The organism is Paraburkholderia sp. MPAMCS5 (assembly GCF_036016995.1).
Classification (GTDB): domain Bacteria; phylum Pseudomonadota; class Gammaproteobacteria; order Burkholderiales; family Burkholderiaceae; genus Paraburkholderia.
Window position 1 is genome coordinate 414,093 of sequence record NZ_JAYXBK010000006.1, and the last position, 25,731, is coordinate 439,823.

Sequence of the window (25,731 nt, forward strand, 5' to 3'; positions counted from 1 at the left end):
GGTGCCCCCCCAGCGCAATGCAGGATGTGCTGTCCTTTGCACGCGCCAATGCGCAAAGGAGGCACCCACGTCAGGAACGAAGTCAGAAACAACCGTAAATTTGCGTCAAACATTCATCCCAAAAATTGCAGTCGGTCCTCGCCAGATGTAGAAAATGACCCTCAAAGGTTGTGCGCGCAACAGGCCCGTCATTTGACAGGTACGGGCATGGCCTTCACGGACAGGCCACAAGCCCTGGCGGACAAACGAAGCCAACGACATGACGAAGCCGCATCCACCGGTCGCAGACCCGCAACTGCTCGACTACTACACACGCGAACTCATCTACATGCGCGCGCTCGCGCTGGAATTCGCGCAGCAGCATCCGAAGATCGCAGCGCGTCTGGGCATGCAGGCCGGCGAGATCGGCGATCCTTATGTCGAGCGGCTGGTTCAGGCATCATCGTTCATGACGGCTCGCACGCAGATGCGTATTGACGCGGCGTTTCCGGAACTGATGCAGCCGATGCTGGAAACGGTTTATCCAAACTACGTCCGGCAGACGCCCGCCATCGGGGTGGCCCGCCTGTACCCGGGGCACGACAGCGGCCACCTCGGCCAGGGCTTTCTCATCCCGCGCGGCACCGCCTTCACGTCGCACACGCCCACGGGCGAGAACACGCCCTGCATTTTCCGCAGCAGTCAGGACGTGACGGTCTATCCGCTGCGCATCAGGCTCGCGCGGGTAACGATGATTCCGCCCGACATCCCCTCGCTCGGCCTCTACGTGCCGGACGGCCAGCCGGTACGGGGTGCGGTGCGCCTCACGCTGGAAACGACCCATGGCGCGTCCATCGCGAACCTGGAAGATCTGGACCGGCTGCCCCTGTATCTGGCCGGGGACGAGCGCATCGCGTCGCACCTGTTCGAACTGATCCACGCTGCGGGCATCGCCACTGTCATGGCCGCGCCGGGCCGGTTCGCGGATGGTCCGCTTTACGGGGTCACGCATGACGCCGTGGTCCATGAAGGCATTGACCCGGAGCAGGCTGTGCTGCCGGACGTGCCGCGCCCGCTGCACGGACATGGCCTCATGCAGGAGTACTTTGCGTGCCCGGCGCGTTTCTGGTTTCTCGCGCTGACCGGTCTTGCCCGGGGCCTGAAGGCTATCGAAGGCAACGCAGTCGAGATCGTTATCCTGCTCAACCGCGCGCCCGGCGCGCTGGCGGACGCCGTGGATGCGTCCCACTTTGCGCTCTTCTGCACGCCGGTCCTCAACCTGTTTGCTGTACGCACGAAAAGCCTCGAAATCGACCCGGACCAGTCCGAACACCGGCTCGTGCCAGTGCCCGACGCGCCCGCCGACTTCGACCTGCGCTCGGTGGATGTCGCACACGGGCAGGTGTCCGAAGAGAGCAGCGACGAAATGCGCTTCGAGCCCCGCGACCGTTCGATGGGCGGCTCCGTCAACGGGCATTACTTCGCCCTGCGTCGCCAGCTGAATCTGGCTCAGGGCGGCGGACGGCAGTACGGCACGCGTCGCCCCTTCACTGAGACGCAAACCTTTATTTCGCTCGTGAACAGCGAGGACCAGCCCGACGGCAGCGGTATCCGTTTCCTGTCGCTCGAAGCGTGGCTGACCAACCGGGACCTGCCCGCCCTGCTCGAATGCAACGGCCGCGACGATCTCACGCTGGCAGGATCGAAGCCGGTGGCGAGCGTCGGCTTTGTCCGTGCACCGTCGGCTCCGAAACCGCCGCTTGCGCGCGGCGATCTGGCCTGGCAACTGATGAGCCAACTGAACCTCGAGTACCAGATGTTCGACGACCGCCACGGAGAACCGCATCCCGGTGAAGGCGTGCGCCGCCTTTTGCGCCTGTACGTGACGCCCGATGCCGCTGCCTTTGCGCGACAGCTCGAAAGCCTCATGAGCGCGACAGCGACACCGGTCAACGACATGTTGCCGGGTAACGGTCCGATCGTATTCGGGCGCGGGATCGAATGCGAACCACCGCCGACAAGGTGCGAAAGGAGACGACTGCGCAAACGCAACGCGCGAGTGGCAATACTACACAGCAGCAGACGCGTGTCGAGGGAGGTCAGCCGGTTCACGTAGTGGCCACAATCTATACGGAAAGCAATCTGCGTCTGGCCCAAGGTAATGAAAAATACCGGGCTACGATTATCGCTGCCGCCTCGAAGTACACGCTGACTCCTCAGTCCATTGCCGCGATGATCGGTGCCGAAGCGACGTCTGATCCGGACGGGACATGGCGCGCGGATTCGAACGAAGATTACCCTGACAGGGCGCAGGGGTTGGCGCAGTTCTTCCCTGATGCATGGACCGATATCTTTAATTCTCGCACTTCGCTGCTTTGTCAGGATTGCAAGTCGATGAGTAGGGAGCAATGGTTGAGCAAGCGTCTCGAAGCGAAGTACGCGATCGATGGCATAGGCGCTTATGCCTCGTTGAACCGGCGAAATTTTGCTGCGACCAGTCATTGGGATGTCGATAGTCTGGCGCCAGAGGACAAGGCCAAGATCGCCTATCTGCTGCATCACGAGGGTGTGGTGGGAACAGTGAAGCTCTTGCAGGGGAAACCTCAGCCGTATACCGATGATCAAGCAATCGATCGGTTGACGGCACAACTTCGCTCTCGGCTCAAAGCGGAGCAAGTAAAGCTGCAGTACGGTGGAGATCCTATTAAGGCATATGAGGGATGGTTCTTCGAACTCGTCGATCAAAAGATCAATGTGCAGCACTACACGGTACAGGATGCACAAAAATTTTCGGTTCCTCCTCGCCCCATGGCAAATATTGTTGCTAGCTTGACCGGGCAAACTCCTCCACCTCGCCCTCAACCGCGCCAGGAGGCAGCTTCATCGGCGGCGAGCGATCCGGGTGCGCCATCGGCTGCCGGTAATGGTTCGGTGTGGTTCGATCCATTGGAAGTTTGCACAATTCGCACCGCTCATCTGAAAAATAAGCAGAGCGCAGAGTTCGGGTGGACGCGAAATAACCGAACGAAGTATCACCAGGGGCTTGATCTGGCGGCAGAGCCTGGTACACCGATTCGCGCAGTGGCAAATGGAAGAATCTACATGGCCAAGATTCCCTATGCCAAGTATGACTATGGCAATACGCTTGTCCTCGAAGTTGGGTTAAACGATCTGCCGCCCGAACAGGCTGCGCTTTTTCGAAAGGATAATCCGGATCGTAAGACTATCGGTTTTTTTATGCGCACCTGAGTGAATTTCAATATCCAATCACACACGATTCCAAAGGGAATGTACTTCCAGTTACAGTCCACGCCGGAGATGTGATTGGAAAAACCGGGTCTACGGGCAATGCGAAGAGTATGAGCCATATTCCGCCGGGGGCGCATCTTCACTTTGAAGTGCGGCAGGATGCGACCATGAAATGTACCGGCCTAGCTAATCGCGTAGATCCGTTGCCTTTTATTGTTAATTGCACAAACAAATAGGCTTTTCTGTGAAGAATAATATAATATATTTTTTTGTTATGACACTTGCCGTTACCATTGGTTCGGTGGCGAGCGCCAATCCTTATTTCTCAGGTGACGAAAGCCAGACGCCCGGTGCCATCGCGGAAAAGAAAGGAGAAAAAATATCAGACGACTTACGCAGGACTGCGAGCGACAAAGAGAGATGGCAATCGTTTTCATTAGGTAGTGGAGATACCGATCCTAAAGCGCTCGAGCTCGTTTTGATTAAGAGTTCTGGATTCGTCATGCGTCTTGATCCAAAGGAGGAGCGCCTTTACTTTGAAAGAAAAGGTTTGCGGCAAGCCTTTGCAATTCAAGGCCCTTCCGGCGGTGATGAGGTTTGCCCAAAATACAGCATCAGAGTTATTGATGCAGCAGTGGATCATGCGGTGATCTTGCAAAATTGCTATGCCGATGGCGCTGCCCCGGGGACAATGGAAATTAGTAGTGACTATTATTTGTATGATGTTAAAACTGCAATCATGCTTGATTTCTGGCGATCCGGCACTGAAACCAAAAAAATTCCGCTTGCTTTTGTCAGGCCGGATCCCGTGGTAAAAAAGACTGATAACGGTTACCGAATCGACTGGGTTTATCGAGATAAGACTTCCGCGCCCCAAGATGCCGTAACTATGCACAATGTTTACCACTACGCAGTCGATAGCGACTCAAAGTTGCTGTATTTGCGCTGCAAAGATCTTACTAATACGCAGGGTGCTGAGGGTGATTTTTGCGAAAAAGGTGGTGACCTTAAAGCAATAATTGATAATCGCATGTCAACGCACTGATTGAGTAATGAAATTTTTGGGTCCGCCCTCCCGGGCGGCCCGTGCTTTACTTCTGACAGCAGGGGATATACGACATGGCACATCAAATTATTGTTACTGGCGACACTCTCAGCCTTTTCGGCGGCGAGGTGATTCAAGGATCGGATGCTGACAGTCTTGATGGTCGCAAGGTTGCAGGTAAGGGTAACCGCGTGAATTGTGTTGAGCACTGCGTTAACTCAATTGTCGACGGTGATGACTCAACAGTTGTCTCCGGTATGCCTGTCGCACTCGAAGGGCACCATGCGACATGCGGCTGCATTTTGGTGAGTCGCCAACAAACAATGTCTGTCGCTTAATGAAAAACCAGGCAGGCCGTGGCAATTACGAAGGCAGACGCCTCTCGGCAAGGGCAATACATTTCGCGGAAGCACGGCCTCATATCAAGCCTTATCCAATGTCACGGTTTGTCCCTGAAGAATCGTTGCAACGTCTCGCGGCAGCAGCGCGCAGGCGCGGCCTGATCCTGCTTTCGAAGGAGTGGCGTGGCGCGAACGGGCGACAAGAATTCCGGTGCGCACATGGGCATGTCCTGATCCGCCGCGCCGATTATGTTTTCGCCGATCCGCAAAGTCAGGATGGCAAATGGAAAACCCGTTGCCCCATTGCGCGAAAAATCATGGCCTGAAACCTCTTGCGGAACTCGCGGCCAAGTTATGGCGGCCGATGTCTCGCGAAGGAATACCTGGGCATGAACACTCCGTATGAGTGGGAATGCGTTAGGGGTCATCGGTGGTCGGTACAGGCGGAAGACGTTGGCCAAGGTTCCTGGTGCGTGAAATGCTGGGCGCAAGGCAACGGTTTGCGCAAGCGCCTGATCGATGGCATGGAGAGACTGTGTGAGAAAGCTTCTGCCCTCGGCGGAGAATGCCTGGAAGCTATAGCTCGTGTCCAGGGTGCCCATCTGCCCGAAGGACGCTGGTGCAAGCGTTGCGTTGTCGATCAGCTATGGAAGGTCAGGCTGCAATGGCAGTGTGCGAAGGGGCATGTCTGGGAGACCAGTCCGGCCTCGATATTGACGAAAGGTAGCCGGTGTCCGAGTTGCGCACGTCTGGAGCACACCAAGATTCCATGGAAACGCAAGCGCTACGACGTTGATGGATAGCCATCGTCAGACGGCTGCGCAAACTCGCAGTCCGGCGCGGACGGTGAGCGTATCGGCGGGTATTGACGGGAGAACGTAGCCATGCCACCTGGCCAGCACGGTGTGAAGAACATTGCCGCAGCGCTCGTTGTTGCCGCAATGGCCGTAGGCGCGATGCCTGTTTTCGCGCGCACCTCGGCTCCAGACGCATGGACTCAGCCCGACGAATCCGACCTGACGTACCACGGCCACTACGTCAACCAGGACGGCCATGACGTACATTCGCCGTCAGGAACAAAAGATGGTGCAGTGCCGCCGCGCGCTACGGCCCATTGCGGCGACGGAAGCTACAGCTTCAGCCAGCATCATTCGGGAACCTGCTCGCGCCATGGTGGTGTCGCGCAGTGGGAATAGTTTGGTACGCAGCACTTCGGTGCTTTGATGGATAGGGGTTCTGGCGAATTGCGGGTGAGACTTGACGTTGCCCCTGTGCGGGGCGGCACTCACCGCCAGCTCATAAGCGGCCCCTCTGGCTCGGAGTGGACCGTGGCCCATCTGGAATCCGTGCTCTCGCACACTCCGCCTTGGTGACAGGGCAGTCATACTCTTCCCGCCTCGCACTCCGTGCTCCCCGGAACGGTTCACTGAAAGCCACTGCTTCGTTTTGCGCAGCGGGGGCCATCGGCTTCGCCCCGACGAGGTGCCCAATTTTGCGGTGGAGTGAGAGGTTTAAGAGGAACTAGCGGCTTTCGGAAGTACCGCTGGGGCGCGCGAAGCGTCGCCGGAAGAATGACTGCTTTGTCACAGGCGTGGAGTGTGCGAGGACACAGATTCCAGATGAACCACTGCCCGCTCCAAGCGAGGGGCCCCACTTATAAGCTGGCGGTGTGAGCCGCTTTCTTTGCTTACTTTCTTTGCGGCCGCAAAGAAAGTGAGTGCCGCCCCGCACAGGCGCAACGCCAATAGACCACAAGCAAAAGAAAACGCCAAAAGCCAAAAAAGCCCCACCAAGGGAGAAAAAAACCCTTAAGCCGCCACCAAAACCCCATCAGCAGACCCCAGAACACCCCGCTGCGAAGCAGCAAAAGCCTCCCCGATCATCAGCAAGCTAGGCTGCGAAGCATCCACCCACCTGGAAGCCTCCCCGGCAGCGAGACCTTCGAGCGTCAACGTCAGCGTGCGCTCACGCTCCGTGCTGCAAGCCTCGACAATCGCCACAGGCGTCGACACCGGCTTCCCCGCATCGATCAATTGCTGCGCGATCTCCACCCCGCTGTCACGGCCCATGTAAAACACCAGCGAATCGGCATTGACCTGCTCGCGAATTTCCTCGGAGCCCGGCGCGCGGCTAAAGGTGGCCAGCGCCACACTGCGCGACACGCCGCGCAGCGTCAACGAACGCTTCAAGGAAGCCGCGCTAGCCAACGCAGCCGTGATGCCCGGCACCACCTCATACTCGATACCGGCCGCCTCCAGCGCGCGCATCTCTTCATCGGCGCGGCCGAACAGCATCGGATCGCCGCCCTTCAGGCGCACCACCACCGCGTGCTCCAAAGCGGCATCGACGATCTGCTTGTTGATGAACTGCTGCGCCGTCGACAGCCGTCCGCAACGCTTGCCCACCGCAATACGTCGCGCATGGGGCGGCGCATAGTCGAGCATCGCGGGCTCGACTAGCGCGTCGTGCAGCACCACATCGGCGGCGCCGAGAAGCCGTGCGCCGCGCACCGTGATCAGGTCGGCGGCGCCCGGTCCTGCACCGATCAGATAAACCTTACCCATTTGCCTCAGCCTGTTCTTCAATCCACTCGCGGCGCGCGGCAGTGTCAGCCGCTTATGCCGAGAACGACCGGATCATGCCGGCCGCGACGGTGTGATGCGTCGCCTCGTCGATCAGCACGAATGCGCCCGTGCCCTGATGCGAGTCGTACACGTCGCACACCAAGGGCTTCTGCAACGTCAGCGCCACGCGGCCGATGTCGTTCATCGTCAGTTCCTTGCGCTCGGTGGAGTGCGAAAGCGTATGCACGTCAAGCACTTCCTTGATCGAACCGATGCGCGCGAACACCGTATTGGTGGTCTGCTTCAGCAGATACTTGCGTTGCGTGGAGAGCGGCGTGTCGTCGAACCAGCACAGATCGGCTTCGAGCTTCTTCGCGGGTTCCGGCGCCGCTTCGCGCAGCACGAACGTATCGCCGCGCGACACGTCGACGTCTTCCGCGAGACGGATCGTCACGGTTTGACCGGCGAACGCGCGATCCACCGCGGCCGTGCCGCCCACCACCGGCGCGATGATCTCGGCAACCGTTGCTTCGCGATTGGCCGGCAGCACGACGACCGTATCGCCGACCTTCACTTCGCCGGCTTCGACGCGGCCCATATAGCCGCGGAAATCGTCGGCCTGGCTGCCGTCCTGGCGCGCCACCCATTGCACCGGGAAACGCAGCGCCTGACCCGTCGGCACTTCGACCGGCAAGGCTTCGAGCAAATCGAGCAGCGGCTCGCCCGCATACCACGGCATGCGTTCGCTCGCCGTCACGATGTTGTCGCCCTTCAATGCCGACACCGGCACGAAGCGCACGTCGCTCAGGCCGAGCTGACGCGCGAGTTCCACGTACGCGTCGCGAATCTCGTTGAACCGTGTTTCGCTGTACTCGACCAGATCCATCTTGTTGATCGCGACGATCACATGCTGCAAGCCGAGCAGCTTCACGATCGCGCTATGACGCTTGGTCTGCGGCAGGAGTTGCGCGACGCCGTCCACGAACGTGACGCGCGTTGCGTCGACGAGAATGATCGCCGCGTGCGCGGTCGATGCGCCCGTCACCATGTTGCGCGTGTACTGCTCGTGACCCGGCGTATCGGCGATGATGAACTTGCGCTTCGCGGTCGCGAAGTAGCGGTACGCGACGTCGATCGTGATGCCCTGCTCGCGCTCGGCTTCGAGGCCGTCGGTCAGCAGCGACAGATCGATTTCGTCGCCGACGGTGCGCTTGTTCTTCGCGCGCGACAAAGCGGAAAGCTGGTCGCTCAACACGGCCTTGCTGTCGTACAGCAGGCGGCCGATCAACGTGCTCTTGCCGTCGTCGACGCTGCCCGCGGTGATGAAACGCAGCACGCCGAGGTCTTCTGGTTGATGAATACTGCTCATGATGTTCCTGTTCCCTGTGTCGGCGTGCTTAGAAATAACCTTGCTTCTTGCGCTGTTCCATCGCGGCTTCGGAAACCTGATCGTCCATCCGCGTCGCGCCGCGTTCCGTGATTTCGGTCACGGCCGTTTCGGCGATGATTTTCTCCAGATCGTCCGCGTCGCTTTCAACCGGGCACGTGCAGCTAATGTCGCCGACCGTGCGAAAGCGCACCAGCGCCGTTTCGCTGACGTCGCCTTCGCGCTTGGGCGTGAGCGGCGTCACCGGCACGAGCAGGCCGTTGCGGCGCACGATTTCGCGGCGATGCGCGTAGTAGATCGACGGCAGTTCGAGCTTTTCACGCGCGATGTATTGCCACACGTCGAGTTCGGTCCAGTTCGAGATCGGGAACACGCGCAGATGTTCGCCGTTATGCAGACGCGCGTTGTACAGGCTCCACAGTTCCGGGCGCTGCGCCTTCGGGTCCCATTGGCCGAATTCGTCGCGGAACGAGAAGATGCGCTCTTTCGCACGCGCTTTTTCTTCGTCGCGGCGCGCGCCGCCAATCAGCGCGGTATAGCCGTGCTGTTCGATGGTTTCGAGCAGCGTGACGGCTTGCGCGGCGTTGCGCGAATCGGTTTCGCGACGCAGGCGCACCGTGCCGCGTTTGATCGAATCTTCGACGTGGCCGACCACCAGTTCCGCGCCAATCTCTTTCGCGCGACGGTCGCGGAAGTCGATCACTTCGTCATAGTTGTGGCCCGTGTCGATATGCACGAGCGGGAACGGCAGCACGGTCTTGCGATTCGCGCCGATGCCGAATGCCTTCAGTGCGAGCGCGAGCACGACGACCGAATCCTTGCCGCCCGAGAACAGCAGCGCCGGCTTGCTGCATTCGGCGACCAGTTCGCGCAGGATGTGAATCGACTCGGCTTCGAGCCAATCGAGGTGATCCATCCGGTTCGCCGTGTTGGCAAGCGGAGCGTTGACAGTGGAATCGAGCGTGGTGCTCATGTTTGGGTCCTTCGTTGATGCGCTTCGTGAGCGGTTGCCCGGAAAAGCGCAGATATTCAATTCGGTCGATGCGGCGCCGCGACGCCTCGAAACTCAAGCAGATGCGTTCTCGTTGCGATCGGCGGCAATCGGCGTAATCGTCGTGATGTGCAGACCGCATTCCTTCGTATCGCGCGACTCCCACCACCAGCGGCCCGCGCGGCTGTCTTCGCCGGGGCGCACGGCGCGCGTGCAAGGCTCGCAGCCGATGCTCGGATAGCCGCGCGCATGCAGCGGATTGACCGGCACGTCGAACGCTTTCAGATAATCCCACACTTCGGCCTCGGTCCAGTCCGTCAGCGGATTGAACTTCGCGATGTTGCGCGCGGCGTCGTGTTCTTCCGCGTGCAGTTCGGCGCGCGTCACCGATTGCTCGCGGCGCTGGCCCGTGACCCAGGCGCTCACATCCGACAGCGCGCGATTGAGCGGCTCGACCTTGCGGATTTCGCAGCAGCGCTTGCGCAGATCGACGCTTTCATAAAACGCATTCAGACCATGCGACGCGACATATTCGTCGACCGCGGCAGCCTGCGGATGAAACTGCTCGATGTCGTAGCCATACCGCTCTTTCACGCGATCGAGCATGCCGAGCGTCTCGGCATGCAGGCGGCCCGTGTTCAGCGAGAAGATGCCGATCTTCACGCCGCGCGACAGAATGGCGTGCGTGAGCAGCATGTCTTCGGCGGCGAGGCTGCTCGCGAGCTTCACATTCGCGTGGCGTGCGGCGATCGAATCGAGCAGCGCGTCGAGGCGCTCGACCTTCGCGGCGAGTTCCGGCGTAAGCGATTGCGAGGCGCCCGTCATGCCGACACCTTGTCCGAAGCAGACGCCGAAGCCGCGCGGCGGCGGAACAGCGGCGACGGTTCGTCGAATGCGCCCTGGTACTGCACGGTGAAGTCGTCGAATGCTTTCATTGCGTCGGCGATGTCCTTGTCCGCGCGCACCGCGAAGGCGTCGAAGCCGCAACGGAGCATCAGGCGCACCTGATCGCGCAGCACGTCGCCGATCGCGCGCAGCTCGCCCTTGTAGCCATGGCGCTCGCGCAGCAGACGGCCAATGCTGTAGCCGCGGCCGTCGCGGAACACCGGAAAGTCCACGGCGATCACCGCGAGCTTGTCGAAATCGCCGGCGATGTCCGCCGGTTCGCTGTCCGGCGCGAGCCACACACCGAGTTCGGCCGCGCTGCGCGAAGCCGCGAGCGCGTCGCGCTCAGCTTGCCAGAATGCGAGCGGCACCAGCACCTTGCCGGGCGGCAGTTCGTTCACGGCGGGCAGCGAGCCGTCTTGCGCCGGGCGCACGAGCGTCCAGTCATCGTTGACGATCGCGCGGTTCTTGATGATAGAAGCCATCTGTTCAGTATCCTTTGCGCGGTTACGCGTGAGCCGGTTGACGCGACGCGTACACGCGTTCCTTGAACGGCGCGATGCCGATGCGGCCATACGTGTCGATGAAACGCTCGCCTTCCTCGCGGTTCTCCACGAACGTGTCGATCACCTTGGTGATCACATCCGGCATTTCTTCCGCCGAGAACGACGGGCCGATCACGCGGCCGAGATGCGCGCCCGTCGCGCCCGTGCCCTGCTCGCCGCCGAGCGTCACCTGATACCACTCCGAGCCGTCCTTATCGACGCCCAGAATGCCGATGTTGCCGACGTGGTGGTGACCGCACGCGTTGATGCAGCCCGAGATGTTCAGCGACACGTCGCCCAGGTCGTACACGTAGTCGAGATCGTTGAAACGTTGCTGGATCGCGAGCGCAATCGGAATCGACTTGGCATTCGCGAGCGAGCAGAAATCGCCGCCGGGGCACGCGATGATGTCAGTCAGCAAGCCGATGTTCGGCGTCGCGAAACCCTGCGCCTTCGCCTTTTCCCACACCGCGAACAAATCGCGCTTCTTGACATTGGCGAGAATCAGGTTCTGTTCGTGCGACACGCGCAGCTCGCCGAACGAATACTCGTCGGCCCAGTCGGCGACCGCTTCCATTTGCGCGTCGGTGGCGTCGCCCGGCGCGACGATGCCGTTCTTCAGCGACAGTGTGACCGACGCATAACCCTCGACCTTGTGCGGGCGCACATTGCGTTCGACCCAGCGCGCGAACCCGCGGTTTTCCAGCAGATGCTTTTCGAACGACGCGTCGGTGTCGGCCAGCTTCTCGTACACCGGCGGCTTGAAGTATTGCGACACGCGATCCAGTTCGGCCTGCGTGAGCGTCGAAGGACCGTCCTTCAGGTGCTGCCATTCTTCCTCGACCTGCGCGGCGAACTTCTCGGGGGAGAGCGCCTTCACGAGAATCTTGATACGCGCCTTGTACATGTTGTCGCGGCGGCCGTAGCGGTTATACACACGCAGCACGGCTTCGCTGTACGTCAGCAGGTGTTGCCACGGCAAGTCCTTGCGGATGACCGCGCCGACGAGCGGCGTGCGGCCCAGACCGCCGCCGGCCAGAATGTCGACCACCAGTTCGCCCTGCGCGTTGCGCTTCACATACACGCCCATGTCGTGAATCTGCACGGCCGCACGGTCTTCGTGCGAACCCGACACGGCGATCTTGAACTTGCGCGGCAGCCACAGGAATTCAGGGTGGAACGTCGACCATTGACGCAAAATTTCCGACCACGGACGCGGATCGACGAACTCGTCGGGCGCGACGCCCGCGAACTGATCGGCGGTGATGTTGCGGATGCAGTTGCCCGACGTCTGGATGGCGTGCATCTGCACCGACGCGAGCTTGCGCAGAATCTCCGGCGTGTCCTCGAGCTTGATCCAGTTGAACTGGCAGTTCGAGCGCGTGGAGAAATGGCCGTAGCCGCGGTCGTGTTCGCGCGCGATGCGCGCGAGCATGCGAAGCTGGTCGCTGCGCAGATTGCCGTACGGAATCGCGATGCGGTGCATGTACGCGTGGCGCTGATAGTACAGGCCGTTCTGCAGGCGCAGCGGCCGGAACTCTTCTTCGCTCAATTCGCCCGACAAGCGGCGGCGAACCTGATCGGCGTACTGCGCAACCCGTTCATCGACAATGGTCTGGTCGTACTGATCGTATTGGTACATTCGGGGACCCCAATATTTTTGCGTTACCCGCAGCGGTCAGGCGGCCGGCGCACCGGTTCCACCCGCTCTGGACATCTGTCTTTGTCAGCAGATTCGAGTCAGGGTTTAGACCTATCTCTCATTTGCTTATAACAATTACAGATATCCATATTGAAAAAGATGGACAGATCGTAATAAACTCGCCTTATATTTCAAACGACTAAAAAATTCTTTTGATATGCGGAGAGGTTATATATGAACCTGCATCAGTTCCGCTTCGTCCGCGAGGCTGTGCGGCAGAACTTCAATCTGACGGAAGCCGCCAAGGCGCTGTATACAAGCCAGCCGGGCGTTTCCAAGGCGATCATCGAGCTTGAGGACGAACTGGGGGTCGAAATCTTCACGCGGCACGGCAAGCGCGTGCGTTCGCTGACCGAACCGGGGCGCATCATTCTCCAGTCGGTCGAGCGGATTTTGCAGGAAGTAGAGAGCCTGAAGCGCGTCGGCAAGGACTATGCGGCGCAAGATCAGGGCAACCTCGTGATCGCCGCCACGCACACGCAGGCGCGCTATTCGCTGCCCGCGGCCATCGCCGAATTCAAGAAGCGCTACCCGAAAGTGCACCTTTCGATTCTGCAAGGCAGTCCGACGCAGGTGGCCGAAATGGTGCTGCACGACCAGGCCGACCTCGCCATCGCCACCGAGGCGATCTCCAACTATAAGGAACTGGTCTCGCTGCCCTGCTTCCAGTGGCACCACCTGGCGGTGATGCAGCCCGATCACCCGCTGCTCGACCGCAAGCTGCTGTCGCTGGACGATCTGACCCAATATCCGCTCATCACGTACGACAACGCGTTTGCCGGGCGCAGCAAGATCAACGAGGCGTTCCGCCTGCGCGGCCTTCAGCCGGACATCGTGCTCGAAGCGATCGACGCCGACGTGATCAAGACCTATGTGGAACTGGGCCTCGGCGTCGGCATCATGGCGGACATCGCGTTCAACGCCGAGCGCGACCGCCATTTGCGCAGCATGCCGGTCGGCCATCTGTTCGGCAGCAACGTGACGCGCGTCGCGCTGAAACAGGGCGCGTATCTGCGCAGCTACGTCTACACGCTGGTCGAACTACTGTCGCCGGGCCTGAACCGCAAGCTGATCGAACAGGCGCTGAAGGGCGAACACGAAACCTACGAACTTTGACCGCACCACCGCGCTTTGCTTTTCCCGCTACGGAGACCCTCGATGACGTCGAATAAAAACAATCTTCGCGGCCTCGCCGCTCTTGGCGCGCTGTTGCTCGCCACCGCCGCGCACGCGGACATCAAGGTCGGCATCGACCTGTCGAGCACCGGCCCGGCGGCCGTGATCGGCATCACCAGCAAGAACGCGATGCTGATGTGGCCCGCCACCATCGCCGGCCAGAAAGCCGACTACATCGTTCTCGACGACGCCTCCGACCCCGGCGCCGCCGTGCGCAACATCCGCAAGCTCATCAACGAAGATCATGTGGACGTGATCGTCGGCCCGAACATCACGCCGGCTGCGATGGCCGCGCTCGATCCCGTTGCCGAAAGCCAGACGCCGATGATCACGCTGATCGGCTCGGCAAGCGTCGTCGAGCCGCAGGAAGGCAAGAAGGTGTGGGCCTACAAGATGGCGCAGACCGACAGCGCGATGGCCGATGTGATGACGCGCTACATGTCGAACCACAACGTGAAGACCGTGGGCTTCATCGGTTTCGCGGACGGCTACGGCGAAAGCTGGCTGAACGAGTTCAGCAAGTTCGCGGCGCTGCGCCACATCCAGCTCGTCGCGACCGAGCGCTACAACCGCACCGACGCGAGCGTCACCGGCCAGATTCTCAAGCTGATGGCCGCGAAGCCCGACGCGATCCTGATCGCCGGCGCAGGCACGCCGACCGTGCTGCCGCAGCGCACGCTGATCGAGCGCGGTTATAAAGGCCCGATCTATCAGACGCACGGCATCGCGACGCCCGAGTTCATCAAGCTCGGCGGCAAGGACGTGGAAGGCACGCTGTTCCCGACGCAGCCGGTCGTCGTCGCGCGCACGCTGCCGGCCGATCATCCGGCGAAAAAGGCGGCGCTCGCGTTCACGAACCAGTATGAAGCGAAGTACGGCGCGGACAGCGTGACGCAATTCGCGGGCGATGCGGCGGGCGTCTATCCGCGCGCCTGCAGGACGCCGTGACGCGCGCGCTGAAGACCGCGCAGCCGGGCACGCCGGCGTTTCGCGTGGCATTGCGCAACGAGCTGGAACACGCACACGAACTGGTCGTACCGAACGGAGTCGTGAATACGAGCGCGAAGGACCACGTCGGTCTGGATCAGCGCGCGAGCGTGATGGGCACGATCAGAAACGGCAAGTTCGTGTATCTCAGTCAATAAGTGTCAAGATGCGTTCGCCGGGGTTCGATCGGCGCCGCAAGCCGCGTGTACCATGCTGACGGCCGGCTTGCGGTGAGCGCGGACTCAGGCTAACTTGCCGGTTCCGCGCGCCAGAGCCGCGCGTCAAGCCAGTTCGTGAAGTCCGTCAGAGCGCGCATGCTAAAGACCAGAAAACGCATCATCATCGCCGCTGTCGTGGCCGTCGTGATCCTCGCCATTGCGATCGTTCAGGCGATCAGAAAGCGCGAGACGGCCGCCATCGCGACGGACACGGCCTCTTCCGTCGTGGAATTCGCGCCCGGCGACCTCACCACGGTGAGCCGCCGCACGCTCTCCGAAACGCTGCCGCTCACCGGCTCGCTGCGCGCGGTCACGCAGGCCGCGGTCAAATCGAAAGTGGCCGGCTCGGTGCTCGACGTCGCCGTGCGCGAGGGCGACACGGTCAAAAGCGGCCAGCTTCTCGCGAAGATCGACGCGCGCGACTACGTTGCCCGCGCCGAGCAAAGCCGCGGTCAGATGGCCGCGATGGCCGGCCAGCTCGACATCGCAAGACAAACGCTCGAAAACAACCGCGTGCTGGTGGAAAAAGGCTTCATTTCAAAGAACGCGTTCGACACCGCGCAAAGCCAGTATGAAATCGCCCGCGCGAATCTCGATGCCGCACGCGCGGCGCTGGCGTCGTCGAATCTCTCGCTTGCCGATACCGTCGTGCGCTCGCCGCTCGACGGACAGATCGCGTCGCGCTCAGTCGAGCCGGGCGAAAAAGTCGCCGTGGATACGAAGCTTTTCGACGTGGTCGATCTGCGCACGCTCGAACTCGAAGCGCCGGTGCCGGTCGGCGAAATCGGCCGCGTGCGGATCGGCCAGCCGGTACAGATCGCGTTCGACGGCGTCGATGCGCCCGTCCAAGGCGCGATCACGCGCATCAATCCCGCCGCGCAGCCCGGTTCGCGCTCGATCACGGTGTACGTGCAGATCGCGAATCCATCGGGTACGTTGCGCGTGGGCATGTTCGGCACCGGCACGATCGCGGTCGGCAGCCACGCGAACGTGCTCGCCGTGCCCGCCACCGCCGTGCGCACCGATGGCGCGCGCCGCAGCGTGTATGCGCTCGTCGGCGGCAAGCTGGTCGAAGCGCCGGTGCGCACCGGCGTCACCGGCGACGCCGACGGCGACACGTGGACCGAAATCGCCGCCGGCCCGCTCGCGGCCGGTCAGCAGATCGTGAGGAACAATCTCGGCTCGTTGCGGATCGGCAGCACGGTGCATGTCGTGTCTTCCGCGCAGGCGGCCAGTGCGACGAGTGCAACCAGCGCGGCCGGCTCCGGCCAGCGCTGAGCGGAGCCCGCGCCATGTGGTTCACACGCATCAGCATCGGCAACCCGGTGCTCGCCACGATGATGATGATGGCCTTCCTCGTCATGGGGCTCTTTTCGTATCAGCGGCTCAAGGTCGATCAGTTTCCCGACATCACGTTTCCGGTTGTCGTCGTGCAGACGGCTTATCCGGGCGCGTCGCCGGAGTCGGTCGAATCGGATGTGACGCGCAAGATCGAGGAAGCGGTCAACACGATCAGCGGCATCGATCAGATCACGTCGCGCTCGTATGACGCGCAATCGGTCGTGATCGTGCAGTTCGATCTTTCGGTCGATGCCGTGCAGGCCGCGCAGGACGTGCGCGACAAGATCGCGCTGATCCGCCCCGATCTGCGCGACGGCGTGAAAGAGCCGCGCGTGTTGCGCTACGACCCGGCCGATCTGCCGATCGTGACGGTCGCGGTGTCGAATGCGCCGGGCGCGTCGCTGTCCACGCGCGATCTCACCACCGTCGCCGATCAGATCGTGCGCAAGCGGCTCGAAACGGTGCGCGGCGTGGGCTCGGTGTCGCTCGTCGGCGGCGTGAAGCGGCAGGTGCAGATCGACGTGAATCCGCAGAAGCTGCAAGCGCTTTCGGTCGGCGTGGACCAGGTGATCCGCGCGGTGCAGAACGAGAACCAGGAGATTCCCGCCGGGCCGCTCACGTCGAACAGTGTCGAGCAGAGCGTGCAGGTGAAGGGCCGCTTCGAAACGCCCGCGGACTTCAAGCGGATCATCGTCGCGCGACGCGGCGCGCAGTCGGCGATTCCGACGGCCACGTCGGCCACGCAGCCGGTCACGCTCGATCAGGTCGCGGACGTCGTCGACGGTCAGCAGGAAGCCGACAGCATGGCGCTTCTGAACGGCCGCCGCGCGCTCTTTCTGTCGATCATCAAGGCGCAAGGCGAGAACACGGTCGAGGTCGCGCACGGCGTGCGCGCGGAAGTCGCGCGCCTGCAGCAGCAATTGCCGCCGGGCGTGAAGCTCGACATCTCCGACGACTCGTCGATCAATATCGAAGCGAGCGTCAACGAAGTGAAGCGCACGCTGCTGGAAGGCGCGTTGCTGACCGTGCTGATTGTGTTTCTCTTTCTCGGCTCGTGGCGCAGCACCGTGATCACCGGCCTCACGTTGCCGATCGCGCTGATCGGCACCTTCGCGGTGATGTACGCGTGCGGCTTCACGATCAACGTGATCACGCTGATGGCGCTCTCGCTATGCGTCGGCCTCCTGATCGACGACGCAATCGTGGTGCGCGAAAACATCGTGCGCCACGTGCAGCTCGGCGCGGACCACCGCACGGCCGCGCTCGACGGCACGCAGGAAATCGCGCTCGCCGTGCTCGCCACCACGTTCTCGATTGTCGCCGTGTTTCTGCCGGTCGGCTTCATGGGCGGCATCATCGGGCGCTTCTTTCATCAGTTCGGCATTACGGTGGCCGCCGCCGTGCTGATCTCGATGTTCGTATCGTTCACGCTCGACCCGATGCTCTCGTCGATCTGGCCGGACCCCGATCTGCACGACGCGGACACGGGCCGCAAAGGCTATCGCTATGGCCGCCTCGTCGAGCGCTCGCTGCATCTGTTCGACCGGCAGATCGAGCAGCTCACCACGTTCTACCAGCGCCTGCTCGGCTGGTCGCTCGGACATCGCGCGATCACGCTCGTGGTGGCCGCCGCGACCTTCTTCGGCAGCCTGTTTCTGGTGCCGTTCGTCGGCACCGAGTTCGTGCCGAACGCGGACTTCTCCGAAACGAATATCGGCTTGAATACGCCGGTGGGCACAGCGCTCGAAGCCACCGCTGAGAAGGTCCAGCAAGTCGAGGCGATTCTCGCCACTTATCCCGAGGTGCGCTTCACCTATGCGACCGTCAATTCGGGCAACACGCAAGGCAAGAACAACGCGCTCATCACCGTGCGGCTGAAAGACCGGCGCGAGCGCACGCGCGGCGTCGCCGAACTGAACCAGGTGTTCCGGGCGCGGCTTGCCTCGGTGGCGGGCGTGACGATCACCGAGATCGGCATGCCGGACGGCGCGGGCAGCACGAAGGCGATCCAGTTGAGCATGCAGGGCGACAACATGGACGAACTGCGCCGGCTCTCGGAAGCGGCCGCGGAGCGGATGCGCAAGATTCCCGGTCTCGTCGATCTCGATTCGAGCCTGAAGGCGGACAAGCCGATTGTCGCGATCAACGTGAAGCGCGAGCTGGCGTCCGACCTCGGCGTGGGCGTCTCCGACATCGGCACGGCGCTGCGGCCGCTGCTTTCCGGCGACGCGATCAGCACATGGCGCGCGCCCGACGACCAGGACTACGACGTCAGCGTGCGTCTGCCGCGCGCGCAGCGCCAGGACGTGGACGATCTCGCGAAGCTGATGATCGCCACCAACCGCACGGACTCGAACGGCGCGCCCGTGCTCGTGCCGCTGCGGCAGATCGCGGACATCGTGAAGACGAGCGGCCCCGACGTGCTGAATCGCCGCGATTTGCGGCGCGAAGTGATGCTGACCGCGAACGTGAACGGCCGCTCTTCCGGCGAAGTCGCGTCGGACATCGGCAGAACGCTCGACGCGATGCAACTGCCCGCCGGTTATCACTACCGCTTCGAAGGCTCGACGAAGAGCATGAACGAATCCTTCGTCTATGCCGTGGAAGCGCTCGCGCTCGCGGTGATCTTCATCTACATGATTCTGGCGTCGCAGTTCGCGAGCTTCGCGCAGCCGCTCGCGATCATGGCGTCGCTGCCGCTCACGCTGATCGGCGTGCTCGTCGCGCTGCTGCTGTTCGGCAGCACGCTGAACATGTTCTCGATCATCGGCTTCGTGATGCTGATGGGACTCGTGACCAAGAACGCCATTCTGCTCGTGGACTTCGCCAACCAGGCGCGGCGCGGCACGCTGCTCGACGCCTCGGGCAAAGGCCGCGTGATGGAGCGGCGCGAAGCGTTGCTCGAAGCGGCGCGCGTGCGCTTGCGGCCCATTCTGATGACCACGCTCGCGATGATCTTCGGCATGCTGCCGCTCGCCGCCGCACTTGGCGAAGGCGGCGAGCAGCGCGGGCCGCTCGGGCAGACGGTGATTGGCGGCGTGATTACGTCGTCGATCCTGACGCTCGTCGTCGTGCCGGTGGTGTACACCGTGCTGGAGGATTGGGCAGCGTGGCTGCGGCGCAAGTGGAAGCGCACGGCGTCGGCGAAGTTGATAAAGTAATAGTCTTTCCCCGATCAGCAGTCCCACATCATGCGTACCACGCGAGCCATCCACGCTGTCGAGCGGCTGAAAACGCGCAGCGGCAATCCGCTGTTCGCCGCGATCAGCCTTTCCGGCGGCCTCTTTTATCTCGTCGACAAATCAGGCGGCTCGGACAAGAAAGTCTCCGATCCGCTCACGCTCGACGACTTCGTCAAATTCGTCGATGCGTACGGCCCGCAGAAACCGCGCAAGGCGAGCAAGCTCGACATCGCGTTCGAGGCGCAGATCAAGAAAAGCAAGGGCGGTTAACACGCGCGATCACGCAGCGTTCCGTATCTCGCACCACTGGCCATCGGCAGCACTGCTCGCGAGCGCCGCTTCGATAAAGCGCAAGCCCGCCACGCCATCTTCCACCGTGGTGAGCAGCAGACTCTCGGCGGGCAACGCGCGGCCCTCGTTCAGCGCTTCGATCTGCAAGGCCGCGTCTTTGTACAACTGCGCGAACGCTTCCAGATAACCTTCAGGATGACCGGGAGGCACACGCGTCGCATGTGCCGCGCTCGCGCTGTTCACGCGGGCGCGCGTCAAACGTTCCGCCGTTGCGCCAAGCGGCGTGAACCACAATTCGTTGGGCCGCTCCTGATCGAATGCGAGACTCGCCTTCGTTCCATACACACGCAGACGCAACGCGTTTTCCGCGCCGCTCGCCACCTGACTCGCCCACAGCATGCCGCGCGCGCCGTTCGCGTAGCGCAGCATCGCCTGCACGTGATCGTCCACGCGGCGCCCCGGCACGAACGTGTGCAACTCGGCGGAAAGCGCAACCGGCATCATGCCCGTGACGAACGAGGCGAGATGATAGGCATGTGTGCCGATATCGCCGAGACAGCCCGCCGGTCCCGCCAGCGCGGGGTCCGTGCGCCAACCGGCCTGCTTGTTCAGGCCGCCCGCTTCGATCGGTTCGGCAAGCCAGTCTTGCGCATATTCGACCTGCACGACGCGTAGCTGGCCCAGCTCGCCTCGCTCGACCAGATCACGCGCATGACGCGCCAACGGATAGCCGGAATACGTATGCGTGAGCGCGAAAAGCCTGTTCTTCGCGCGCGCGAGTTTCGCCAGCGCTTCGCCTTCAGCGAGCGAGATGGCGAGCGGCTTGTCGCATATCACGTGAATGCCGGCGTCGAGAAACGCAGTCGCAACCGGCGCATGCAGATGATTGGGCGTGACGATCGCGACGGCGTCGATACCGTCCTCGCGTGCGGCTTCGGCCAGCGCCATGTCCTGCCAGTGCGCGTAACTTCTCGCGATACCCGCCTCGGCGGCGCTCGTCCGCGCGCGCTCGGGATCGGACGACAACGCGCCCGCCGCCAGTTCGAAGCGGTCGTCGAGCCTCGCCGCGATCCGATGCACCGCGCCGATCAGCGCGCCCTGCCCGCCGCCGACCATGCCGAGTCTGAGTCTTCTGTAAGGCATCCTGCCGCTCCTTCGTCGCGTACTGTTGTCGCATCTTGTGGCAATGCGCTCAGATGCCGAGCACGCGCCTGATCTGCGCGCTATCGACACCGCTCGCCGCGAAATCGTCGAATGCCTGATCGGCCACGCGGATGATGTGCTCGCGAATGAACTCCGCGCCTTCGCGCGCGCCGTCGTGGGGATGCTTGAGCGCGCATTCCCATTCGAGTACTGCCCAGCCGGGAAAATCGTATTGCGCCATCTTCGAGAAGATCGCGCGAAAATCGATCTGCCCGTCGCCGAGCGAACGGAAGCGCCCCGCGCGCTCCACCCAGCCGCTATAACCGCCATACACGCCCTGCTTGCCGCTCGGACGAAACTCCGCGTCCTTCACATGAAACGCCTTGATGCGCGCGTGATAGATGTCGATGAACGCCAGGTAGTCGAGCTGCTGCAAAACGAAATGACTCGGGTCGTAGAGAATAGTCGCGCGCGCGTGCTGCCTGACCGCGTCGAGAAAACGCTCGAACGTCACGCCGTCATGCAGGTCTTCGCCGGGGTGCAATTCGTAGCACACGTCCACGCCGGCGGCGTCGAAGGCATCGAGAATCGGTGTCCAGCGGCGCGCGAGTTCGTCGAACGCAGTCTCGATCAAACCGGCCGGACGCTGCGGCCACGGGTACAGATACGGCCACGCGAGCGCGCCGGAAAACGTCACGTGCGCAGTCAGCCCCAGCCGCTGCGACGCCTTCGCCGCGAGCTTCAACTGTTCGATGGCCCATTGCGTGCGCGAAGCCGGATCGCCACGCGCATGCGGCGGCGCGAATCCGTCGAACAACGCGTCGTAAGCGGGATGCACGGCCACGAGCTGGCCTTGCAGATGCGTGGACAATTCGGTGATCGCGACGCCCGCATGGTCCACGGTCTCACGCAATTCGTCGCAATACGCGTCGCTCGCGGCCGCTTGTTCGAGGTCAATCAGGCGCGCGTCGCACGGCACCTGAATGCCCTTGAAGCCGAGACCCGCGGCCCAGCCCGCGAGATGCGCGAGATTGTCGAACGGCACCTCGTCGCCCATGAATTGCGCGAGAAAAATTGCCGGACCTTTTATGGTTCTCATCGTAGGGTTCCTTTAACGAGGGCGCCGCCCGGCTGCCTGCTACACGATTGCAGCCGACGCGCCCTCACGCCGGTAATTGGAACGTTTGACGCGATCAGAACGGCGAGTCCGGAAAATAGAACTGCTGCGCGTTTTCCTTCGTGATCAGCACCGAAGGAATGATCGTGGTGGCCGGCATCCTCTCGCCTTTCAGACGCGCTTCGGCCGTGAGCTTGATCGCGTCGTAGATGAATTTCGGCGAGTACGACACGTCCGCCTTGATGAGCGGCGCGCCGTCCATCACGTTCTTCACCATGCCTTTCGAGCCCGCGCCGCCGAACACGATCTTGATGTCGGTGCGCTTCGCCTGGTCAATGGCCTTGAGCACGCCGACCGCCATGTCGTCGTCGGCGGCCCACACGGCGTCGATGTGCTTGAAGCGCGTCAGATAGTCCTGCATCACCTTGAACGCGTCGTCGCGATTCCAGTTCGCGTACTTCGCGTCCAGAATCTTGATGTCCGGATAGCCCTTCAGCACGCCGGTAAACGCGGTCCAGCGTTCGTTGTCGAGCGTCGTCGGAATGCCGCGCAGCGCGACGATATCGCCTTTGCCGTCGAGCGCTTTCGCCAGATATTCAGCGGGAATTCTGCCGAATGCGGTGTTGTCGCCGGCCACATAGGCGTCCTGCGCGCTCGTGTCGGTGAGGCCGCGGTCCACCACCGTCACGTACACGCCCTTCTTCTTCACCTGCGCAACCGGCTGCGTGAGCGAGGCCGATTCGAACGGGAAAATCACCAGCGCGTTGATCTTGTTCACCGTGACGAGATCCTGCAACTGGTTCGCCTGTTCAGGCGCGCCCGCCGCCGTCTTCACAATCACTTTCAGATCGGGATGCGCTTTCTCCAGATCGGCTTTCGCCTTGTTCGCCCACCAGACGATGCCGCCCGTGAAGCCGTGATCGGCCGTCGGAATCGCCACGCCCAGCGTGACCTTGTCGGCGGCGCGCGCCGTGCCCGCCGCGCCCAGTATGCCCAACGCCAACACGCCGGCGCCGACCGCTCGAATGACCTGCTTCATGGTTGTGTCTCCTTTGTTGTGGGGCGTTCGCGCGCCCCTGCCGTTGTTCCGCTTTGAAGCGCTGCCGCTATCGCCGTCCACGTTGAACGAACGCGACGAAGATAATCACGACGCCCTGCACCGCCGCGTTCAGATACACGCTGATGATGCTGGTCAGATTCAGAATGTTGGCGATCACCGAGAGCAGGATCGCGCCGATCACCGTGCCGATCACGCGGCCTTCGCCACCCTTGAGCGCCGTGCCGCCCACCACGACCGAGGCGATCGCTTCCAGCTCCCACAGCAAACCGGTGGTCGGCGTCGCCGAGCCGAGACGCGGCACGTACAGCACCGTGGCGACGCCGACGCAAATGCCGAGCAGCACATAGGTGACGATCTTCACCGTATCGACGCGAATCGCCGCATAACGCGCCACCTGTTCGTTCGAACCGATGGCCTGCACGTGACGGCCAAACGCGGTGCGATTGAGAATCAGCGCGCCGCCCGCCGCCGTCACGAGAAACACCCAGATCGGCACGGGCACGCCGAACAGGCTCGCGTAATAGACCGGTCCATATAGATCGGATAACGAATTATCGAGCGTCAGCGCGCCGCCGTCGGCGAGCCATGTCAGCACCGCGCGAAAAATGCCCAGCGTGCCGAGCGTGACGATGAACGGCTCGATGCGTCCCTTGGTGATCAGCAAACCATGCGCGCAGCCGAACAGCGCGCCGAGCACCAGCGCAAACGCAATGCCGAGCGTCACGATGACGAGCGGCGCGAACGTATGCCCGCCGACGCCGGCGGCGAGCCCGTTCATCAGCCAGATCATGCTGCCCGCGATCAGCGCCGCCATCGAGCCGACCGACAGATCGATGCCGCCCGAAATGATCACGAAGGTCATGCCGACCGCGATGATGCCGATGAACGAGGTGCGCGTGAGCACGTTCATCATGTTGTCGAGCGTGGCGAAATCGCGGTTGAGCAGCGTGCCGGCAATGCACAGCGCGATCAGGCCCGCGAACGGCCCGAGCGCATACAGCCGATGTGCGAAACGCAGCGCGCGGCCGGATTGCACGGCTTCAGTGGGTGCCGGTCGCATGAGCGATCAACTCCTCTTCGGTGAGATGGTCGAGCGTGAGCGTGGCTTGCAGGCGTCCCGCGCGCATCACCGCGACGCGATGGCACAAGCCGATCAGCTCGATCAGTTCGGATGAAATGACAATCACCGCGCGGCCCTCGGCGGCAAGCCGGTGAATCAGAAAATAGATGTCGCGCTTCGCGCCCACGTCGACTCCGCGCGTCGGCTCGTCGAGCACGATCACATCCGGCTGCGGTTGCAGGAACTTGGCGAGCGCGAGCTTCTGCTGATTGCCGCCCGACAGCATGCGCGCGCGGCTCGACAGGTCGCCCGTGCGAATGCCGAATTCGCTCACGGCTTTGGTCAACGCCGCGCGGCCCGCCTTCAGATCGAGCAGTGGATGCGCGTAGCGTTCGAGCGTCATCAGCGTGAGGTTGTCCTGCAGGTTCAGGTGAACGTGCAGGCCCTTGCCTTTGCGGTCTTCGCTGAGATACGTGAGGCCGTGGCGCATGGCATCGCGCGGACTTTTCAGATCGACGGCACGGCCGCCGATCTCGATGCGCCCCGCCGTGCGTTTGCGCAAACCGAGAATCGCCTCGAACGCTTCGGTGCGGCCCGCGCCGACGAGCCCCGCGAAACCGAGCACTTCGCCGGCGCGCACGTCGAAGCTCAGATCGTCGACCCAATCGGGCACCGTGAGCCCCCGCACGTTCAGCGCGATAGGCGCGGCGGCGGACACCGTGAGTTTGTCGGGGAACATGTCGGACACATCGCGGCCCACCATCAGATTGGCCATCTGTTGCCGCGCGAGCGCCGCCGTCTGGTTGCGCGCGACGAAGCGGCCGTCGCGCATCACGATCACTTCGTCGGTAATGCGCTCGACTTCATCGAGCTTGTGCGAGATGTAGACGATCGTCACGCCGTCGGCCTTCAGCTTCGCCATCAGCGTGAAAAGCCGCTCGGTTTCCGAGGGCGTAAGCGTCGCGGTCGGTTCGTCCATGATCAGCAGACGCGCGCGGCGCGACAGCGCCTTCGCGATCTCCACCATCTGCTTTTCCGCGACGATCAGCTCGCGCACCTTCGTGTCCGGCGCCTTGTCGAGCCCGACTTGCGCGAGATGGCGCGCGGCTTCGGCGCGCATCGCCGCGTCGTCGACGAACCAGCCGCGCCGCTTCTCGTGGCCGAGATACATGTTCTGCGCGATGCTCAGATGCTCGGCGAGATTGAACTCCTGGTGAATCAGCACGATGCCTTGCGCTTCGGCATCGCGCGAACCGGCAAAGCGCTGCGCGTGACCGTCGATCAGCAGCGTGCCCGACGTGGCGCTCTCATAGCCGGCGAGAATTTTCATCAGCGTGGATTTGCCCGCGCCGTTTTCGCCGAGCAAACCGTAGATGCGCCCCGGCGCGAGATCGAAGCTCACGCCGTGCAGCACGCGCACGGGGCCGAAGTCTTTGCGGATGTCGTCGAAGCGGACAGCGAGGCTCAT

General features: G+C 62.4%; 23 protein-coding genes and 1 pseudogene. 13 read left to right on the plus strand and 11 right to left on the minus strand.

All coding sequences use genetic code 11. The features are described from left to right. The first annotated feature begins 259 nt into the window (after window positions 1-259). The 8 genes from tssF to VOM14_RS17015 all read left to right on the plus strand — a co-directional run bounded on the left by tssF (window position 260) and on the right by VOM14_RS17015 (window position 5,810). Entirely contained in the window at window positions 260-2,095 is a 1,836-nt protein-coding gene (gene tssF / locus VOM14_RS16990) for a type VI secretion system baseplate subunit TssF (protein ID WP_327629875.1), read from the plus strand. Continuing rightward, window positions 2,095-3,228: a M23 family metallopeptidase gene (locus tag VOM14_RS16995; protein WP_327629876.1), complete on the plus strand. Its 1,134-nt coding sequence runs from the start codon at window positions 2,095-2,097 to the stop codon at window positions 3,226-3,228. The genes tssF and VOM14_RS16995 overlap by 1 nt, the downstream gene beginning before the upstream one ends. Before the next feature lie 17 nt (window positions 3,229-3,245). Continuing rightward, complete coding sequence (locus VOM14_RS31430; RefSeq protein WP_442955554.1) at window positions 3,246-3,464, plus strand: M23 family metallopeptidase; 219 nt, start codon at window positions 3,246-3,248, stop codon at window positions 3,462-3,464. A gap of 8 nt (window positions 3,465-3,472) precedes the next feature. Beyond that, the gene (locus tag VOM14_RS17000; RefSeq protein WP_327629877.1) at window positions 3,473-4,273 is read left to right on the plus strand and encodes a hypothetical protein; all 801 of its coding nucleotides are present in this window, start codon (window positions 3,473-3,475) and stop codon (window positions 4,271-4,273) included. Between the two features lie 74 nt (window positions 4,274-4,347). Then, on the plus strand, window positions 4,348-4,611 hold the full coding sequence (locus VOM14_RS17005) for a PAAR domain-containing protein (RefSeq protein WP_327629878.1): 264 nt from the start codon (window positions 4,348-4,350) through the stop codon (window positions 4,609-4,611). Next, complete coding sequence (locus tag VOM14_RS17010; RefSeq protein WP_327629879.1) at window positions 4,611-4,940, plus strand: hypothetical protein; 330 nt, start codon at window positions 4,611-4,613, stop codon at window positions 4,938-4,940. The genes VOM14_RS17005 and VOM14_RS17010 overlap by 1 nt, the downstream gene beginning before the upstream one ends. 198 nt (window positions 4,941-5,138) lie before the next feature. Then, window positions 5,139-5,417, plus strand: coding sequence for a zinc-ribbon domain-containing protein (locus tag VOM14_RS31435; RefSeq protein ID WP_442955555.1), 279 nt, complete (start codon window positions 5,139-5,141; stop codon window positions 5,415-5,417). Window positions 5,418-5,498: 81 nt separating this feature from the next. Beyond that, window positions 5,499-5,810, plus strand: a complete 312-nt coding sequence (locus tag VOM14_RS17015) for a DUF3761 domain-containing protein (RefSeq protein ID WP_442955549.1) — start codon at window positions 5,499-5,501, stop codon at window positions 5,808-5,810. Window positions 5,811-6,422: 612 nt separating this feature from the next. Here the strand turns inward: VOM14_RS17015 and cobA are convergent. The 6 genes from cobA to VOM14_RS17045 all read right to left on the minus strand — a co-directional run bounded on the left by cobA (window position 6,423) and on the right by VOM14_RS17045 (window position 12,628). Next, a complete protein-coding gene (gene cobA / locus VOM14_RS17020; RefSeq protein WP_327629881.1) occupies window positions 6,423-7,178 on the minus strand; it encodes a uroporphyrinogen-III C-methyltransferase in 756 nt (251 codons plus the stop codon). A gap of 52 nt (window positions 7,179-7,230) precedes the next feature. Next, window positions 7,231-8,547: a sulfate adenylyltransferase subunit 1 gene (locus VOM14_RS17025; protein WP_327629882.1), complete on the minus strand. Its 1,317-nt coding sequence runs from the start codon at window positions 8,545-8,547 to the stop codon at window positions 7,231-7,233. A 28-nt stretch (window positions 8,548-8,575) separates the two neighbouring features. Further along, complete coding sequence (gene cysD / locus VOM14_RS17030; protein WP_327629883.1) at window positions 8,576-9,538, minus strand: sulfate adenylyltransferase subunit CysD; 963 nt, start codon at window positions 9,536-9,538, stop codon at window positions 8,576-8,578. 93 nt (window positions 9,539-9,631) lie between these two features. Further along, window positions 9,632-10,381 (minus strand): phosphoadenylyl-sulfate reductase, encoded by a 750-nt coding sequence (locus tag VOM14_RS17035; RefSeq protein ID WP_327629884.1) that lies wholly within the window; start codon window positions 10,379-10,381, stop codon window positions 9,632-9,634. Then, window positions 10,378-10,926 (minus strand): DUF934 domain-containing protein, encoded by a 549-nt coding sequence (locus VOM14_RS17040; RefSeq protein ID WP_327629885.1) that lies wholly within the window; start codon window positions 10,924-10,926, stop codon window positions 10,378-10,380. Before VOM14_RS17040 ends, VOM14_RS17035 begins: the two co-directional genes overlap by 4 nt. A 22-nt stretch (window positions 10,927-10,948) precedes the next feature. Continuing rightward, window positions 10,949-12,628, minus strand: coding sequence for a nitrite/sulfite reductase (locus tag VOM14_RS17045; RefSeq protein WP_327629886.1), 1,680 nt, complete (start codon window positions 12,626-12,628; stop codon window positions 10,949-10,951). Between the two features lie 234 nt (window positions 12,629-12,862). Here VOM14_RS17045 and VOM14_RS17050 point away from each other — a divergent pair, with 234 nt between their 5' ends. The 5 genes and pseudogenes from VOM14_RS17050 (at window position 12,863) to VOM14_RS17070 (ending at window position 19,862) form a co-directional block, all read left to right on the plus strand. After that, window positions 12,863-13,804 carry a CysB family HTH-type transcriptional regulator gene (locus VOM14_RS17050; RefSeq protein WP_327629887.1) on the plus strand — a complete coding sequence of 314 codons (942 nt, stop codon included), beginning with the start codon at window positions 12,863-12,865 and terminating at the stop codon, window positions 13,802-13,804. Window positions 13,805-13,846: 42 nt separating this feature from the next. Continuing rightward, window positions 13,847-15,009: pseudogene (locus VOM14_RS17055) on the plus strand (ABC transporter substrate-binding protein). A gap of 156 nt (window positions 15,010-15,165) precedes the next feature. After that, window positions 15,166-16,347 carry an efflux RND transporter periplasmic adaptor subunit gene (locus tag VOM14_RS17060; protein ID WP_327629888.1) on the plus strand — a complete coding sequence of 394 codons (1,182 nt, stop codon included), beginning with the start codon at window positions 15,166-15,168 and terminating at the stop codon, window positions 16,345-16,347. Between the two features lie 14 nt (window positions 16,348-16,361). After that, on the plus strand, window positions 16,362-19,571 hold the full coding sequence (locus VOM14_RS17065; RefSeq protein WP_327629889.1) for an efflux RND transporter permease subunit: 3,210 nt from the start codon (window positions 16,362-16,364) through the stop codon (window positions 19,569-19,571). A gap of 30 nt (window positions 19,572-19,601) precedes the next feature. Next, complete coding sequence (locus tag VOM14_RS17070) at window positions 19,602-19,862, plus strand: hypothetical protein (RefSeq protein WP_327629890.1); 261 nt, start codon at window positions 19,602-19,604, stop codon at window positions 19,860-19,862. Window positions 19,863-19,871: 9 nt separating this feature from the next. Here VOM14_RS17070 and VOM14_RS17075 read toward each other — a convergent pair whose 3' ends face one another. From VOM14_RS17075 to VOM14_RS17095, 5 genes are all read right to left on the minus strand, one after another. Further along, complete coding sequence (locus VOM14_RS17075) at window positions 19,872-21,026, minus strand: Gfo/Idh/MocA family protein (RefSeq protein ID WP_327629891.1); 1,155 nt, start codon at window positions 21,024-21,026, stop codon at window positions 19,872-19,874. 49 nt (window positions 21,027-21,075) lie between these two features. Beyond that, a complete protein-coding gene (locus VOM14_RS17080; protein ID WP_327629892.1) occupies window positions 21,076-22,125 on the minus strand; it encodes a sugar phosphate isomerase/epimerase family protein in 1,050 nt (349 codons plus the stop codon). Between the two features lie 94 nt (window positions 22,126-22,219). Continuing rightward, on the minus strand, window positions 22,220-23,182 hold the full coding sequence (locus tag VOM14_RS17085) for a substrate-binding domain-containing protein (protein ID WP_327629893.1): 963 nt from the start codon (window positions 23,180-23,182) through the stop codon (window positions 22,220-22,222). Between the two features lie 67 nt (window positions 23,183-23,249). Further along, on the minus strand, window positions 23,250-24,263 hold the full coding sequence (locus VOM14_RS17090) for an ABC transporter permease (protein WP_327629894.1): 1,014 nt from the start codon (window positions 24,261-24,263) through the stop codon (window positions 23,250-23,252). Beyond that, complete coding sequence (locus VOM14_RS17095) at window positions 24,244-25,731, minus strand: sugar ABC transporter ATP-binding protein (RefSeq protein WP_327629895.1); 1,488 nt, start codon at window positions 25,729-25,731, stop codon at window positions 24,244-24,246. The genes VOM14_RS17090 and VOM14_RS17095 overlap by 20 nt, the downstream gene beginning before the upstream one ends.